The following is a 14979-nucleotide window of genomic DNA, read 5'->3' on the forward strand; positions in this document are numbered from 1 at the left end:
TCCTTTTTGTTTAGATTGATTTTTGACACTCATATTCTAAACGGGAAACTCTCACTTTTTAGAGTGAATTGTCAGATCAAGTCTGATCTTCTACAAATAAATGTACAAAAATAAATTGTTCATTTAGTATTCCTTTTAATGCACCAAATTTAAAGCGTTCGCATTGCCCATTTGCACATTCATGTGTTTTGGGTGCGGTTTTAAACATAACGAATAGCATAATAATTTCAATGCAGCAGCTAATCCAAATAAGCCATTCTGCTTTACGGTAGAAAATAAATGGAATAGTAAGTAATGGTGCTACCATCGCTGACAGGCTTGATACCTTCAGAAATTTACCTTGAGCCTTAGTTTTGAGTTGGTAACTATCTCCGGTATCTTGAATATTGGCTAATAAGAATGCTTTCGCATTGGTACTAAATAAGGTGCTACCGAGCCCGAAGAAAAAGGTAGCAAGTAATAGCAGAGGGTAATTTTTTGTTGTCAGTAATAAAATGTAAGCTAGGGCATCGAGCAAACAGCCAAGCATCATGATAGGGTAACGTCCAAAACTATCACCCCAAGAACCTGCAAAAAGGGAAAATGCTTGGCTGGTAAAGACCAACAAAGAAAATGCAGTTGCAATTTGGCTGGTTTCAAAGCCTTTGTAGAATTGTAAGTAGATAAAAAATACGCTTTGCATTGCACATAAGCAAGACCGGAAAAGAATTTCCGCCATAAAATGATATTTTGGATATTCATAGATAATATTTAATGAGAAAAATGATTTCTAATATAACTAAATTTAATAAGGAAGCACAATGAGAAAAATCAAATTATTGCATGTTATTTTATCTTTAATATTAGGGCTTTCTGCGGCAGCGATTGGAAGTTATCCGGCAATAAAAGAGATTGGCGAGGAGCGGGCAAAAAAACATCAAGATATATTAGATTTAAATAGAGAACTTTATAGTGCAATGGTGAACCGTGATTTTTCGGCTTTGCAAACATTACTAAGCGATGATTTTGAGCTTTATTCATCAACAGGTGAAGTGATTGATAAGCAAGAATGGATCAAATTAATCCAAAAGAGAGTATTGGAATTTGATAAGGTTGATTTGCTATCTACCGATTTTCAGGGGAATCAATCATCTGGATTATTAAGAGTAAATGGTGAGTTTTTTGGGATAGAGCGGGATAATGTGGTGGTAGAAATGAATATTCGAACCATTGTGAGAAATACAGAACGCCAAATTAAATGTATTGTGATTAAAGAGGTTTAAGTGTCGCAACTATTGAATGCCTTAGGGCAGATGATTACCGAACAACGTAATCCGAATTCGATGAATATTGACCGCCTTTCAGCGTTAGATATAGTCCAAGTCATCAACCAAGAAGACAAACAAGTAGCGATTGCGGTGGAGCAGTGCCTGCCTCAAATTGCACAAGCGGTGGAAAAAATTGTGCAAGCCTTTGAGAAAGGTGGACGATTGGTTTATGTCGGTGCCGGCACGAGCGGAAGATTAGGGGTGCTTGATGCTTCGGAATGTCCGCCCACTTATGGCGTAAAACCTGAAATGGTGGTTGGATTAATTGCCGGTGGTGAGCGGGCATTACGTTTCCCGATTGAAGGGGCGGAAGATAATCGTGAGCAAGGCAAAGTAGATTTACAAGCGGTCAATTTTAGCGAAAAAGATGTATTGGTCGGGATTGCAGCCAGTGGGCGAACGCCTTATGTGTTAGGGGCGATGGAATATGCTAAGCAACTTGGTGCGACCACGGTGTCGATTGCCAGTAACCCAAATTCGGCAATGGCACAAATTGCGGATATTGCGATTGAAACCGTTGTCGGGCCGGAAGTGCTAACCGGTTCCAGCCGTATGAAATCCGGCACAGCTCAAAAATTGGTATTGAATATGCTCACCACTGCGTCGATGATTTTAATCGGTAAATGCTACCAAAATTTAATGGTAGATGTGCAAGCAACTAATGAAAAACTCAAAGCTAGAGCAATTCGGATTGTGATGCAAGCGACAGAATGTGAACGAGAAGTGGCTGAAGATACACTAAAATTAGCTGAAAATAACGCTAAATTGGCAATTATGATGATTTTAGGTAACTTAGATAAGCAGAAAGCCGAAGATTTATTAAGCCAAAATCAAGGGCGATTACAAAAAGCGTTAAAATAGAAGTATGTCTGCTCTCTCCCCTTGTGGGAGAGAGACAGATCAATCATTCATTCAGAATGATTGATCAGAGAGAGGGGAGGCAGATTTAAGCAAATAAATGGCGATGTTTCACTAGTTCTTCTTTGGTTAAACTGAACACCCCTAAGCCACCGTGTTCAAATTCCAGCCAGTTAAACGGCACACTGGGGAATTGTTCGATTAAATGCACCATACTGTTGCCGACTTCGCAGACTAGCACGCCATCATCATTTAAGTAATCAGCGGCTTGAGCAAGAATCCGCTTGGTTAAATCTAACCCATCTTTGCCCGAGCCAAGAGCTAATGCCGGCTCGTGATGGAACTCTTCGGGCATATCGCCTAAGTCTTCTTCATCAACATAAGGCGGATTAGTCACAATTAAGTCGTATTTATCTTGCGGTAAATTGTTAAACAGATCGGAACAGATCGGGAAAACTCGGTGAGACACCTGATGACGCTCAATATTAATTTGAGCAACGTCTAAGGCATCAAGGGAAAGATCAACCGCATCGACTTCTGCTTCCGGAAAACGCTCGGCACAGGCAATCGCAATACAACCGCTGCCGGTACACATATCTAAAATTCGATGTGGCTCGTTTTTGATAATGCCTTTAAACCCTTTTTTGATCAGCTCACCAATCGGTGAACGTGGCACGATCACACGCTCATCGACATAATATTCACCGCCACAAAACCAAGCCGAGTTGGTAAGGTATGCTACAGGTTTGCGAGAGCCTAAACGCTCACAGATTAAATTGATGATACGTTCTTTCTCAACTCGAGTTAAGCGAGAGGAATAAAGTGTTTCCGGTACATCAAACGGCAAATAAAGCCCTGCCAACACTAATTGTTGTGCCTCGTCCCACGCATTATCGTAGCCGTGCCCGTAATAAAGATCAGAGGCATTAAAATAGCTATACCCCCAACGCATCATATCTTGAATAGTGACTAAATCATTCACAATGGGCAGGGCGGAAATTTCATCAAGAAGTGCGGTATTATATTTAAACATTGGCGTGCCTTTTTTCGTATTGTTAAAATGGCTGTGTTATACCACATTTTGCTTTGTGTTAGAATGTAAAAATGAATAAGAAGGAAAAGATAATGAACGATACGTTATTAGCCGATGAATTTGCATTATTCAGAGAGGCAGCAAAAGGCACGAAAAAGCTGACACAAAATACCTTTGTGCCGAAAGCGGAACCTCGCAAGAAATTGCAAGAATTGCGAGAATTAAAAGAAAAAGCTGATACAGAATTTTATTTCTCGGATGAATATGAGCCTTTGCTGAAAGAAGAAAATGAAAAAGTGAAATATCTGCGAGAAGATGTTGATCCTTATATTCTCAAACAGTTACGGCGAGGCGATTTCCAACCCGAGCTGTTTTTAGATCTGCATGGTTTAACTCGAGAAAAAGCGAAGAAAGAGTTGGCTGCGTTGATTTTAGCCTGTGAGCGGGAAAAGGTATATTGTGCCAGTGTGATGACCGGCTTTGGCACTCGCACGCTCAAAGATCAAATTCCACGCTGGTTGGTTCAGCACCCAAAAGTAATGGCGTTGCACCAGGCCCCGAAAGAGTGGGGCGGAGATGCCTCTATTCTAATTTTGGTTGAGCAGCCTGAAAATCCTGAAAAAATGTTTGGGCGTTAAAATTCGGCTGAATTGCCAATTTTTTATTAAAAACGACCGCTTGTGTATCATTAAGGAGAAATGATGTCAGAACAAACTTTCCACCAAATTACAGCATTATTAGATTCGCACCGAGCTCGCTATCGAGTGGTAGAACATCCTTCTGCCGGGAAATCGGAAGAAGTGGCAAAAATTCGAGGAACAGAAATCGGGCAAGGGGCGAAAGCCTTAGTTTGCAAGGTAAAAGGCAATGGGGTAAAGCAAGCTGTGCTTGCTATATTACCTGCTGATTACCAAGCGGATTTAACAAAAATTGCAGAGCATCTTGGTGGGTTAAGAGCCTCACTTGCCAGCCCGGCTGAAGTGGCAGAATTGACCGATTGTGTATTTGGGGCAATTCCGCCGTTTAGCTTTCACCCCGATTTATTATTGGTGGCTGAGCCAAGTCTGTTTGAGCGTTATGCTGAATTAGCCTTTAATGCCGGTACGTTGGAACGTTCGATTATTCTGAATACCGAGGATTACCAAAAGATAGTTAATCCTGTGTTGGTTCAATTCGCCAAAAGCTAGGTTATGGGGCGAAAAACTCCACGATTTTGCCAATAGCGATATCCATTAATTTAGGGTTAGAAAAAGCGTGATCTGCCCCTTCAATCGGGAGCAGTTCAATCACGTTATTATCGGCAAACTGCTGTGAAGTGCTTAACGCCACCATTTCATCTTCCGTGCCGTGCAGAATTAAAATTTGCTCGGCATAATCCAAATAATCGTTTTGGGTAATATCGGTTAGCTCATCAAAAAAGGCTTGGCTGATTTTCATCTGGCGATCAAACCCCCACAAAATTTCTCGCCCTTTGGCAAGTTTTTGCCGTTCCTCTTCTGACAAGCGGTTCATTAACGAATGGTAGATTTGTACTGCCGGTGCCCGCAATGCAATTTTCCGAAACGGATTGCCTTTTTCCGCCAGATATTTCAAGGTTAAATAGCCGCCAAAACTAGTGCCGTAGGCATACAGATTTTTAGCATTCAGGCTGGTTTTGGCATAATCAATCACCAGTTGCAGATAAGTAATGGATTCCTCAACCGAGAGTTTTTTACGGGCATCATCACCGTGGCAAGGGAAATCAAAGGCAAGGGCAGCGTAGCCTTTATATTTTGAGCTAAGGCGTTCCCCAAATTTGGTATTCGATTTCAGATCTTTAGACGAACCAAAGCCGTGCAACACAATCACTACATTCTCGATCTGCTGCAATTCTTTTTCATAAAACAGTTTACAGCGAATGCTGAGACCCTGTTCATTAATCTCAAAGTGTTTTTCCATTTTATGTTAAGTATTGAAATTGAAGATGACAAAATTTTAGCACTATTTGAGTGCAAGCGGTCGGATCTCTCGCAAAATTTGCAAATTTTCCGGTAAATTTAACCGCTTGTACTAGCCAAAATTTAAGCATATTTATAGAATACAGCCTTCGTTTTTAAAAGGAGAAATGAAATGTTACAACTTATTTTAGCGATTTTATGTAGCGTGACTGTAGGCGTGTTGATTAAATTCGCCCGCCAAAAAGGGATTCGTATCGACCAAAGTATTGCGGTGAACTATATCGTGACTACCACGATGACGTTTTTATTACTAAAACCGGATTACCAAGGGCAGTCGATTACCGATATTATTGCTAATAACCCGACTTCCTATATTTTTGTGATTTTAAGTATCACATTGCCTACTATTTTCTTGGTGCAAGCAAAAGCCCTAGAGTTTGCCGGTATTATCCGAACCGATGCGGCACAACGTTTATCGCTGTTCCTGCCGATTTTGGCGGCATTCACCATTTTTGGTGAGCAGGTTACGCAAAATAAATTAATTGCACTTCTGTTAGCTTTCGTGGCACTCGGTTGCTTATTATGGAAAGGCAATCAGGGAATGGAAAAAGGCGGAAAAATTGCGATTATCAGCCTTGCTCTGGTTTGGGTAGGCTATGGCGTGAACGATATTTTATTTAAACAGATTGCCAAATCAGGCTCTGCTTTCCCTGTCACCCTTTCGATTGCCTTTATCGGTGCAGGCTGTTTTATGTTTATCTATTTGCTACTTAAACGCACTCAATGGCACGTTCCAAGTGTCTTAACCGGCTTATTGCTAGGCGTGTTGAACTTCGGCAATATTCTGTTCTATATTCAAGCTCACCAAGCCATGAAAGATGACCCAACTTTAGTCTTCACTGGAATGAACTTAGGGGTAATTTGCTTAGGCACTTTCGTTGGAGCATTCTTCTTTAAAGAGAAAATCCACAAAGTGAACTACTTAGGCGTGGCGATTGCGATTGTGGCGATTATTTGCTTGTTTTATTGGCGGTAAATATACTTTCCAAAATTAAGGGCGAACATTATGTTCGCCCTTAATTTTTGAGTAATATAGTGTAAAATATTCAATAAATTCGACCGCTTGTTGTACCGATTCATATTTCATAAAGGACAAAAAATGAAGCTAAAAGCCTTATCTACACTCATTGCCTCTTCAATGCTATATAGTCAGAGTTTTGCTGTACCGCCGGAAAAAACAGCTGAAGAGCCACAGCCCTTTTTCAATAAAACCGAATCTGGGTATGATTTAGTCTTTAATGATCAAAACTATCGTTTAATTGAAACGGAATTAAATGGCGAGAAAATCCAATTCCGTGCCTTTGAGCGGATTGTGTATGTGAACAATCCGATTGAGCCAGATTACCAAACAATTAATCTGTATGTGCCGGAAGCTTACTACAATAATGGCGAAATCAATGGCTACCAAGCGGATACCGCCCCGATCTTCTTGCCAAATTCAGTGGGGGCTATATGCCGGCAAAAGCGGCAAGTTATGATAAAAAAAGACGTGACGGTTCACCAGGTACGATTTTGGTGGCGTTATCTAAAGGCTATGTGGTGGCAAGTGTGGGAGCAAGAGGACGCACGCTACAAAAAGAGGGAAAATACACCGGCAAAGCACCTTTTGCCATTATTGATTTAAAATCAGCAGTGCGGTATCTGCATGCTAATGATGAAAAAATGCCGGGCGATGCAAATAAAATTATCTCTAACGGCACCAGTGCCGGAGGAGCATTATCTACTTTGTTAGGAGCTTCAGCTGATCATTACGACTATGAGCCTTATTTGAAAGAGGCGGGGGCATTGAATGCCAGTGACAAAATTTTTGCAGTTTCTGCCTATTGCCCAATTACCAACCTTGAAAATGCGGATATGGCGTATGAATGGCAATTTAATGGTGTCAATGAATATAGCCGAATCGATATGAGTCGATTAAATGCAGCAGAGTTTAACGACCGCTCAAAACCAAAGCCGAAAATTGAAGGCTCGTTAAATGAGGCGGAAATTAAAGTTTCTAATGAATTAGCAGAACGCTTTCCGACTTATTTGAACAGTTTGCATTTGGTTGATGAGAAAGGCAATCCTTTAACACTTGATCCAAAAGGCAACGGCTCGTTTAAAGATTATTTATCTGAAGTGGTAAAAACGGCTGCAAATAAAGCCTATAGAGGTTTAGTTCAAGATAGCGAAGAGCAAAAAGCCTTTCAACAAATTAGTTGGCTTTCATTTGAGAAAGGCAAAGTCAGCAGTGTGGACTGGTTTGGTTATGTGTTTTCAGATAAACGGATGAAATCACCACCTGCATTTGATGCGTTAAATGGAAGTTCGGGCGAGAATAATTTATTTGGCACAGACACGGAAAATAACCGCCATTTTACGCTTTATAGTGCGGAACGTTCTGCCAATAAAGATCTCAATTTAGCCGATCCGCAAATCGTGAAACGGATGAACCCGATGCACTATTTGGATAACCGCAAATGCTGCGGAACATTGGCGGATTAGGGTGGGAACGGCAGATAGAGATACCTCGCTGGCAATTTCTGCAATCTTAGCAATAAAACTGCAAATGGCAGGCAAAAATGTTAATTATGAAACCCCGTGGAATGTACCCCATTCAGGTGATTATGATGTAAATGAATTATTCCTATGGGCTGATGAGCTAGTCAAAGGCAAAAAGTAAAAAATAGAGTAAAATAAAGCAGATCTGATGGTCTGTTTTTTGTTTTGAGGTCGTATGCAAGTTAAAAAATTTAGCCAAAAATATATTAATTGGGTATTAAAGCTAGGGCGGTTAAAAGCTTCTCTTTTAGGCTTTTTTATGGTCGCTCTTTCGGCAATTTTAATTCAAAGTAGCTTAACCTATCTTTTTATTGGGCGAGTAGTCGTGGTGGATATTTTACGCTCCATCGCTTTTGGTTTAATTTCTGCGCCTTTTGTGCTTTATTTCTTCACGTTATTGGTGGAAAAACTTGAAATATCTCGCTTGAAATTAGAAAAAGCAGTAAGAGATTTGGAAGAACTCCGGGAACAAGATGCCTATCTTAACGCTAAATTAGAAAAAAACAGCCGTGATAAAAGCATTTTAATGGCGACCATTAGTCACGAACTTCGTACTCCCCTTAATGGAATTATCGGCTTGAGCCAAATTTTGTTAGATGATAAAACCACCGAAAAACAGCAAGAATATCTAAAAACTATCAATATGAGTGCCACTGCATTGGCTCATATTTTTGGCGATATTATTGATTTAGAAAAAATTGATAGTAGCCGAATTGAATTGGTAAGAAAAGAGGTGGAATTTGAACAACTCATTCACGATATTGCTAATTTTGGGCATTTTATGGCGGGCAATAAGCAGATTAATTTTGAAGTGAAGTATCCGCCTGATTTGCCGAAGTATATCTATATCGACCACGCACGCTTGAGCCAAATTTTATGGAATTTGATCAGCAATGCGGTGAAATTTACCCCTGCAAGCGGTCGAATTTTGCTGGAAATTTACCAATTAGATAAAGAACAGTTTAGCTTTGCGGTGACGGATTCAGGCATCGGTATTCCGGAAAAAGATCAACGCAAAATTTTTGATATGTTCTACCAAGCGGAAAACTCTAAAGAGAAAAAAGCGCAAGGTAGCGGGATTGGCTTATCGGTCTCGAAACGCATTGCGAAGTTAATGGGCGGTGATTTGGTGGTGGCAAGCCAAGAAAATCAAGGCTCAACTTTTACCCTCACCGTGCAGGCGGAAAGCACCGAAAACAAGCCGACATTTGCTATTCAGCAGCATTCCCTTAAGGTGTTATTGGTGGAAGATATCGAAATGAATGTGGTGGTTGCTCGAGCAATGTTGGAAAAAATCGGGTGTGAGGTTGATGTGGCAATGAGTGGTGAAGAAACGTACCAACATTTTGCACAGGACAGCTACGATCTGATTTTACTTGATATTCAACTGCCGGATACCACCGGTTTTGAAATTGCACAGCAATTAAGATTGCAATATGAAAACGAGGAAATTGACTATTTACCGCTGTTGGTTGCTTTGACGGCAAATGTGATCCAAAGCCGGCAGGAGTACCAAGCACAAGGTATGGACGATGTGCTACACAAACCGCTCTCTTTAGATGAATTAATGCGTTGTCTCAACCAACATTTTGGAGATGATTTTTTGCAAAAAAATGAAGAAAAACAGCCGCTTGTAGAGAGAGGTTCTGAGAATTTACCTTATAGCATTACAATTCTTAATGAATTGATTGGGGTAATGGGGAAAGAGAATGTGCTTGCCAATATGGATTTATTTGCTGATTTAATGCCCACTTATTTGGCAAATTTACAGCGTTATTTAAGTGATTGGCAAACCACAAATTCTGTGGAAAGCCGTAAATTAACGGCGGACGAGGCTCATAAGATTAAGGGAGCATTAGCATCAGTCGGATTACATCAGCTACAACAAACTGCTCAGCTTGCTCAATCCGATAACGGCGAGCAGTGGGAGCAAAATATTGCACACTGGGTGGAAATGATTTGTTCCAAATGGCAGATGGATTTGCAATTAGCTAAGGAATATGTTAGAAGCAAGGGGGACATTTAGTAAATTTGAAATGTTACGATGGTGCAAGCGTCCACGCTTGTACCAATTTTAATATCTGAAGCACAAGCGTGGACGCTTGTGCTATCAAAACGTATTTACCATTTCTTGGTTTTCGGTTTTACAAATTCAATGCCTTTATCTTTATAGGTAATATCTTCCAGCTGTAATAGAAAACGCTTATTCGGCAAGCCACCACCGAATCCGGTTAAGGCTTGATTTTTCCCTAATACCCTATGGCAAGGCACTAAAATCGAAATCGGGTTTCGCCCAACTGCACCGCCGACGGCTCGCATCGCACTTGGCTTGCCTAGTTGGGTGGCAATTTCGCCATAAGTAGTAGTTTGCCCGTAAGGGATTTCACGCAAAATTTTCCAAACTGATTGCTGGAATGGAGTGCCTTGCGGGGCAAGAAAATCCAACTGCTGAAAATCCAATGGCTCGCCGGCAAAATAGCGGTCTAAAATTTCTTTGGTTTTGCAAAAAATTTCTAAAATCTGACCACTTGCAGCTTGAGCGGAAAGGAAATTATCAAGCGAGGTGGTTTGTTGCTCTTGCCCTAGCTCAATGTAAATCAAGCCTTCTTCTGTGGCTAAAAGCAATAATTGCCCGATAGGGCTTGGGTAGTAATCGTAATAAATTTGAGATTTCATGTTTTTATGCCAATAAAAAAAGAGGTGTAATTGATTTTACACCTCTTTAAACCTTAATTCATCAAATTAGAATTTGTAGTTTACGTTTAAACCGTAAAGATTTGCACGAGCTTTGCTCTTGAATGTGGCTAAACCGTCTTCAGAGAAGGTCAGGTTGCTACCACGAAGATGTGAGTAACCTACATCAGCAGATAGGTTTGGCGTGAAACGCACGGTTGCACCTACAGAATACCAAGCACGATCAGTGTCCGGAATTGAGATTGATGGATGAGTTACACTTGCACTTTCATCAAATGCTACACCTGTACGCAATGTTAGCATTTCATTCACATCATAAGACAAGCCTAATGCAATACGTTGAGAGTCATTAAAGTTCTCGGTTTTGTGCAATAGGCGGTTACCTTGCATATCATAAGCTTCTAGGCTTTGGAATTTGCTCCAGTCTGTGCGTTTATAGCTGTATTGTGCAGCAAGTTTATCGGTTAGTTTGTGGTAACCTGACACTTCCCAGAATGCCGGTAGGCGTAATCTTAGTGTACCATCCATCTCTGCACCGCCGGTAATGGTATCTACCATCTTAGGAATAACTACAGGAACGGTATTAGAATATTTGCCTTTAAATTTAAGATCAATTTCAGAGTGGTAAGTAAAACCTAAACGGTTTCTTTCATTGATATTATAAACCAAGCCAACATTCCAACCCAATGCCCATTTATCGCCTTTAAGTTTATGAATTGTTGAACTTGCATTGGTATTTTGAATGCCATTAACCAAACGTTCTAATTGAGCAGAATTCGTGATGGTTTGGTTTAAATTTTGAGATTTTAATAAACCGTTTACTTGAGCTAATACTTGTGTTTTTTGAGCTTCAAGAGCGGTATTACCTGCTGCGATACCTGCCTCAAGAGCTTTTAAACCTTGAATTGCACTTTGTACTTGTACTTTCTTGTCTTCCAAAAATTGTTTAGCTGGAGCAAAACGTGCCGCACCGGCACCTAAGAAACGTTCTAATTCTGCTTTTGCGTGTACTGCATTCAAACCTGCACCTAATACAAAACCATAACCTAAATCATAAGCCGCACTAAAATTAACATTCACAGCATTTAATGATGTACGACCACCTAAGAAACCAGCAGAATAGTTAGGGTCAAATTCAGATATCAAACCATAATTTACATTTACGCCACCACCAATAGAAAGGCGCTCATTGATAGGTGAAACGATATAAGCATTTGGAACAATAGCGGTAGGAATGACATTTTTATGTGATGCATCTGCACCTGTAGCATTGAGCTTTCCATCAATATTTACATCAGCATCTACGAAAATACCACCGGCAGAAATTTCGGTTTGTTTAAATAACGTCATTAACGCAGGGTTGGTTGCAACAACAGAAGCGTTATCGGCTACAGCGGCATTACCTGCGTAAGCTCTACCTAAACCGGATGTTGAAATTTCAGCTAATTGGAATGCGGCAGCAGATGCACCGGCTGAGCTGAATGCTACTAATGAAGCGATTAAAGTTTTGCTAAAGTTTTTCATTTTCATAGGAAATCTCTTAAAAAATATATATTTTAGAATGAATAATTCATAAAAGTTATAAGAAGTAAGAAGAAAGTGCAGATTTTATGTGTCGAAGTACTCTCTATCAATTAAATTTCAACTGTTCCGATCAGTTAGGAGCAAATAAGAGTGAAATTGTGCGGTCTATGAACTGTTTATCTTTGGTATTTTCGGCTCTTTTTTCGTATAATTAGCGTTATTGTTTTAATCTGTTTTAATATATAAAACCTTTCACACTAATTAGTCCTAAATGATTGACTAAATTGGTGGGGTATATCAAAATTGAGCAACTGTTCCAGAAGATTTTCTGGATAATCAATGAGGATATTTTATGAAGCTTACCTCAAAAGGGCGTTATGCAGTAACCGCCATTTTAGATATTGCTTTACACGGAAAACTAGAGCCGGTTAGCTTAGCCGATATTTCAGATCGCCAAGCGATTTCACTGTCTTATTTAGAGCAACTGTTTGCTCAACTTCGCCGTGACGGTATCGTGCAGAGCGTTCGTGGACCGGGTGGTGGGTATCAATTAGGTAAAAAACCGGAAGAGATTAGCGTGGGTATGATCATCTCCGCCGTGAATGAAAATATTGATGTCACCAAATGTAAAGGTAGTGGTAATTGCCGTAAAGATTCTCAGTGTTTAACGCATTCTTTGTGGGAGCGGTTAGAAGATCAAATTGAGCAGTTTTTAGGGACAATTTCAGTTGCGGATTTAGCCGCAGAACACGCTGATCACGATTGTGAAAAAGAGCATTGTCACGATCATCCTCATCATCACTAATTGCAAATTTTTTATCAAAAATGACCGCTTGGGTTGTTTTAACTAGGAGTAACAATGAAATTACCAATTTATTTGGATTACGCAGCAACCACACCAATGGACGAACGTGTTGCGAAAAAAATGATGGAATATATGACCAAAGACGGTATCTTTGGTAACCCTGCTTCTCGCTCACACAAATTTGGTTGGGAAGCGGAAGAAGCGGTTGATGTGGCTCGTAACCAAATTGCCGATTTAATCGGTGCAGACAGCCGTGAAATCGTTTTCACTTCTGGTGCAACAGAGTCGGATAACTTAGCCATCAAAGGTGCGGCTCATTTCTATCAAACCAAAGGTAAACACATTATCACTGTTAAAACCGAACATAAAGCAGTATTAGATACTTGCCGTCAGTTAGAGCGTGAAGGTTTTGAAGTGACTTACTTAGACCCTGAAGAAGACGGTATTTTAGATTTAGCTAAATTAAAAGCGGCTATTCGTCCGGACACAATTTTAGTTTCGGTAATGCACGTAAATAACGAAATGGGCGTAATCCAACCGATTAAAGAGATCGGTGCAATCTGCCGTGCGAAGAAAATCATTTTCCACGTTGATGCGACCCAGTCTGTTGGTAAAATCGAAGTGAATGTACAAGACTTAAATGTTGATTTAATGTCTTTCTCAAGCCACAAATTATACGGACCAAAAGGTATCGGCGGTCTATATGTTTGTCGTAAACCACGTGTGCGTTTAGAAGCAATTATTCACGGTGGCGGTCACGAGCGTGGTATGCGTTCGGGTACATTGCCTGTTCACCAAATTGTAGGTATGGGTGAAGCATATCGTATCGCTAAAGAAGAAATGGCAACGGAAATGGCTCGTTTAACCGTGTTACGTGATCGTTTATATAACGGCTTTAAAGATATTGAAGAAGTATATGTAAACGGTTCAATGGAAGAAGGCAAACGTATCGGTTCAAACCTAAACATCAGCTTTAACTTTGTTGAGGGCGAATCGTTAATGATGTCATTACGTGATATCGCAGTATCATCAGGTTCAGCTTGTACTTCTGCAAGTTTAGAGCCATCTTATGTGTTACGTGCAATCGGTCGTGACGATGAATTAGCTCACAGCTCAATCCGTTTCACTTTAGGTCGTTGGACGACTGAAGAAGAAATCGATCATACTATTGAAATCGTGAAAAAAGCTATCGTGAAATTGCGTGAGCTTTCGCCTCTTTGGGAAATGTTCAAAGAAGGTGTAGATTTGTCTAAAATCGAATGGAATCACCACTAATTCAGAAAAATTTTGCAAGGGCAAATAATATTTGCCCCTACAAAATAAGCTTTCATCACAAATAGTAAATTGAATGTAGGGGCGAAATAGGTTTCGCCGGAAATAGGAAATAAAAGGAATACAAAAATGGCATATAGCGAAAAAGTAATTGATCATTACGAAAACCCACGCAACGTAGGGACTTTTGATAAAGAAGCATCAGACACCGGTACAGGTATGGTGGGAGCACCGGCTTGTGGTGATATTTTACGTTTACAAATTAAAGTGAACGATCAAGGTATCATTGAAGATGCACGCTTTAAAGCATACGGTTGTGGTTCTGCAATCGCATCAAGTTCTCTCATTACCGAATGGGTAAAAGGTAAATCATTAGAGGAAGCAGGTGCGATTAAAAACAGTGATATCGCTGAAGAGTTAGAATTACCACCGGTAAAAGTTCACTGTTCAATCTTAGCAGAAGATGCAATCAAAGCTGCAATTGCAGACTACAAAGAGAAACAAGCTAAGTAATATGATACAATCAATGCAAGCGGTCGATTTTTGCAAAAAATTTGCAAAATTTAACCGCTTGCATTTGCTATTTCTATCTTGATTTAATCCATTCACATAAGGAAAACTATGAGCATTACCTTAACAGAAGCTGCCGCAAACCGAGTTCGTACATTCTTAGAAAACAGAGGTAAAGGTATCGGGCTAAGGCTTGGTGTGAAAACTTCCGGTTGTTCGGGGCTTGCCTATGTGCTTGAATTTGTTGATGTATTAAATGAAGACGATCAGGTTTTCGAACAACACGGCGTAAAAGTTATTGTCGATGAAAAAAGCCTGACTTACTTAAACGGTACGCAGCTGGATTTTGTGAAAGAAGGCTTAAACGAAGGCTTTAAATACACCAACCCGAATGTTAAAAACGAATGCGGCTGTGGCGAAAGTTTTAGTGTGTAAGGA

Annotated in this window: 14 protein-coding genes and 2 pseudogenes; 11 read left to right on the forward strand and 5 right to left on the reverse strand. The window is 40.2% G+C overall.

Annotated elements, in window-relative coordinates:
* Positions 1-91: 91 nt before the first annotated feature.
* Positions 92-741: pseudogene (locus tag EDC41_RS05155) on the reverse strand (MFS transporter); the annotation flags it as partial.
* Between the two features lie 59 nt (positions 742-800).
* Here EDC41_RS05155 and EDC41_RS05160 point away from each other — a divergent pair.
* Entirely contained in the window at positions 801-1262 is a 462-nt protein-coding gene (locus EDC41_RS05160) for a nuclear transport factor 2 family protein (protein WP_006248303.1), read from the forward strand.
* A complete protein-coding gene (gene murQ, locus EDC41_RS05165) occupies positions 1263-2168 on the forward strand; it encodes an N-acetylmuramic acid 6-phosphate etherase (protein WP_006248304.1) in 906 nt (301 codons plus the stop codon).
* Between the two features lie 85 nt (positions 2169-2253).
* On the opposite strand, the gene prmB is transcribed toward murQ, so the two are convergent.
* Positions 2254-3198 (reverse strand): 50S ribosomal protein L3 N(5)-glutamine methyltransferase, encoded by a 945-nt coding sequence (prmB, locus tag EDC41_RS05170; protein ID WP_006251359.1) that lies wholly within the window; start codon positions 3196-3198, stop codon positions 2254-2256.
* A gap of 92 nt (positions 3199-3290) precedes the next feature.
* On the opposite strand from prmB, the gene smrB reads away from it, so the two are divergent.
* Entirely contained in the window at positions 3291-3836 is a 546-nt protein-coding gene (smrB, locus tag EDC41_RS05175) for an endonuclease SmrB (protein WP_006251357.1), read from the forward strand.
* 63 nt (positions 3837-3899) lie between these two features.
* Entirely contained in the window at positions 3900-4385 is a 486-nt protein-coding gene (locus tag EDC41_RS05180; protein WP_006251356.1) for a YbaK/prolyl-tRNA synthetase associated domain-containing protein, read from the forward strand.
* Position 4386: 1 nt separating this feature from the next.
* Here EDC41_RS05180 and EDC41_RS05185 read toward each other — a convergent pair whose 3' ends face one another.
* Positions 4387-5136, reverse strand: coding sequence for an alpha/beta hydrolase (locus EDC41_RS05185; protein WP_006251355.1), 750 nt, complete (start codon positions 5134-5136; stop codon positions 4387-4389).
* A gap of 171 nt (positions 5137-5307) precedes the next feature.
* Between EDC41_RS05185 and EDC41_RS05190 the strand changes: the two genes are divergently transcribed.
* The 3 genes and pseudogenes from EDC41_RS05190 to EDC41_RS05205 all read left to right on the forward strand — a co-directional run bounded on the left by EDC41_RS05190 (position 5308) and on the right by EDC41_RS05205 (position 9762).
* Positions 5308-6171: a hypothetical protein gene (locus EDC41_RS05190; RefSeq protein WP_006248311.1), complete on the forward strand. Its 864-nt coding sequence runs from the start codon at positions 5308-5310 to the stop codon at positions 6169-6171.
* Between the two features lie 123 nt (positions 6172-6294).
* A pseudogene (locus EDC41_RS05200) lies at positions 6295-7857 on the forward strand (subtype B tannase).
* A 54-nt stretch (positions 7858-7911) separates the two neighbouring features.
* Complete coding sequence (locus tag EDC41_RS05205; RefSeq protein WP_006251352.1) at positions 7912-9762, forward strand: ATP-binding protein; 1851 nt, start codon at positions 7912-7914, stop codon at positions 9760-9762.
* Positions 9763-9857: 95 nt separating this feature from the next.
* Here the strand turns inward: EDC41_RS05205 and EDC41_RS05210 are convergent, their stop codons facing one another.
* Positions 9858-10412 carry a methylated-DNA--[protein]-cysteine S-methyltransferase gene (locus EDC41_RS05210; RefSeq protein WP_006248379.1) on the reverse strand — a complete coding sequence of 185 codons (555 nt, stop codon included), beginning with the start codon at positions 10410-10412 and terminating at the stop codon, positions 9858-9860.
* A gap of 66 nt (positions 10413-10478) precedes the next feature.
* Entirely contained in the window at positions 10479-11960 is a 1482-nt protein-coding gene (locus EDC41_RS05215) for an outer membrane protein transport protein (RefSeq protein ID WP_006251351.1), read from the reverse strand.
* Between the two features lie 346 nt (positions 11961-12306).
* Between EDC41_RS05215 and iscR the strand changes: the two genes are divergently transcribed.
* The 4 genes from iscR to iscA all read left to right on the forward strand — a co-directional run bounded on the left by iscR (position 12307) and on the right by iscA (position 14976).
* The gene (gene iscR, locus EDC41_RS05220; protein WP_006248381.1) at positions 12307-12759 is read left to right on the forward strand and encodes a Fe-S cluster assembly transcriptional regulator IscR; all 453 of its coding nucleotides are present in this window, start codon (positions 12307-12309) and stop codon (positions 12757-12759) included.
* Between the two features lie 54 nt (positions 12760-12813).
* The gene (locus EDC41_RS05225; RefSeq protein ID WP_006248382.1) at positions 12814-14034 is read left to right on the forward strand and encodes an IscS subfamily cysteine desulfurase; all 1221 of its coding nucleotides are present in this window, start codon (positions 12814-12816) and stop codon (positions 14032-14034) included.
* Between the two features lie 126 nt (positions 14035-14160).
* Positions 14161-14544 carry a Fe-S cluster assembly scaffold IscU gene (iscU, locus tag EDC41_RS05230; protein ID WP_006248383.1) on the forward strand — a complete coding sequence of 128 codons (384 nt, stop codon included), beginning with the start codon at positions 14161-14163 and terminating at the stop codon, positions 14542-14544.
* Between the two features lie 108 nt (positions 14545-14652).
* The gene (gene iscA / locus EDC41_RS05235) at positions 14653-14976 is read left to right on the forward strand and encodes an iron-sulfur cluster assembly protein IscA (protein ID WP_006248385.1); all 324 of its coding nucleotides are present in this window, start codon (positions 14653-14655) and stop codon (positions 14974-14976) included.
* Positions 14977-14979 lie beyond the last annotated feature (3 nt).

It is taken from the genome of Mannheimia haemolytica (genome assembly GCF_004342115.1).
GTDB lineage: Bacteria > Pseudomonadota > Gammaproteobacteria > Enterobacterales > Pasteurellaceae > Mannheimia > Mannheimia haemolytica.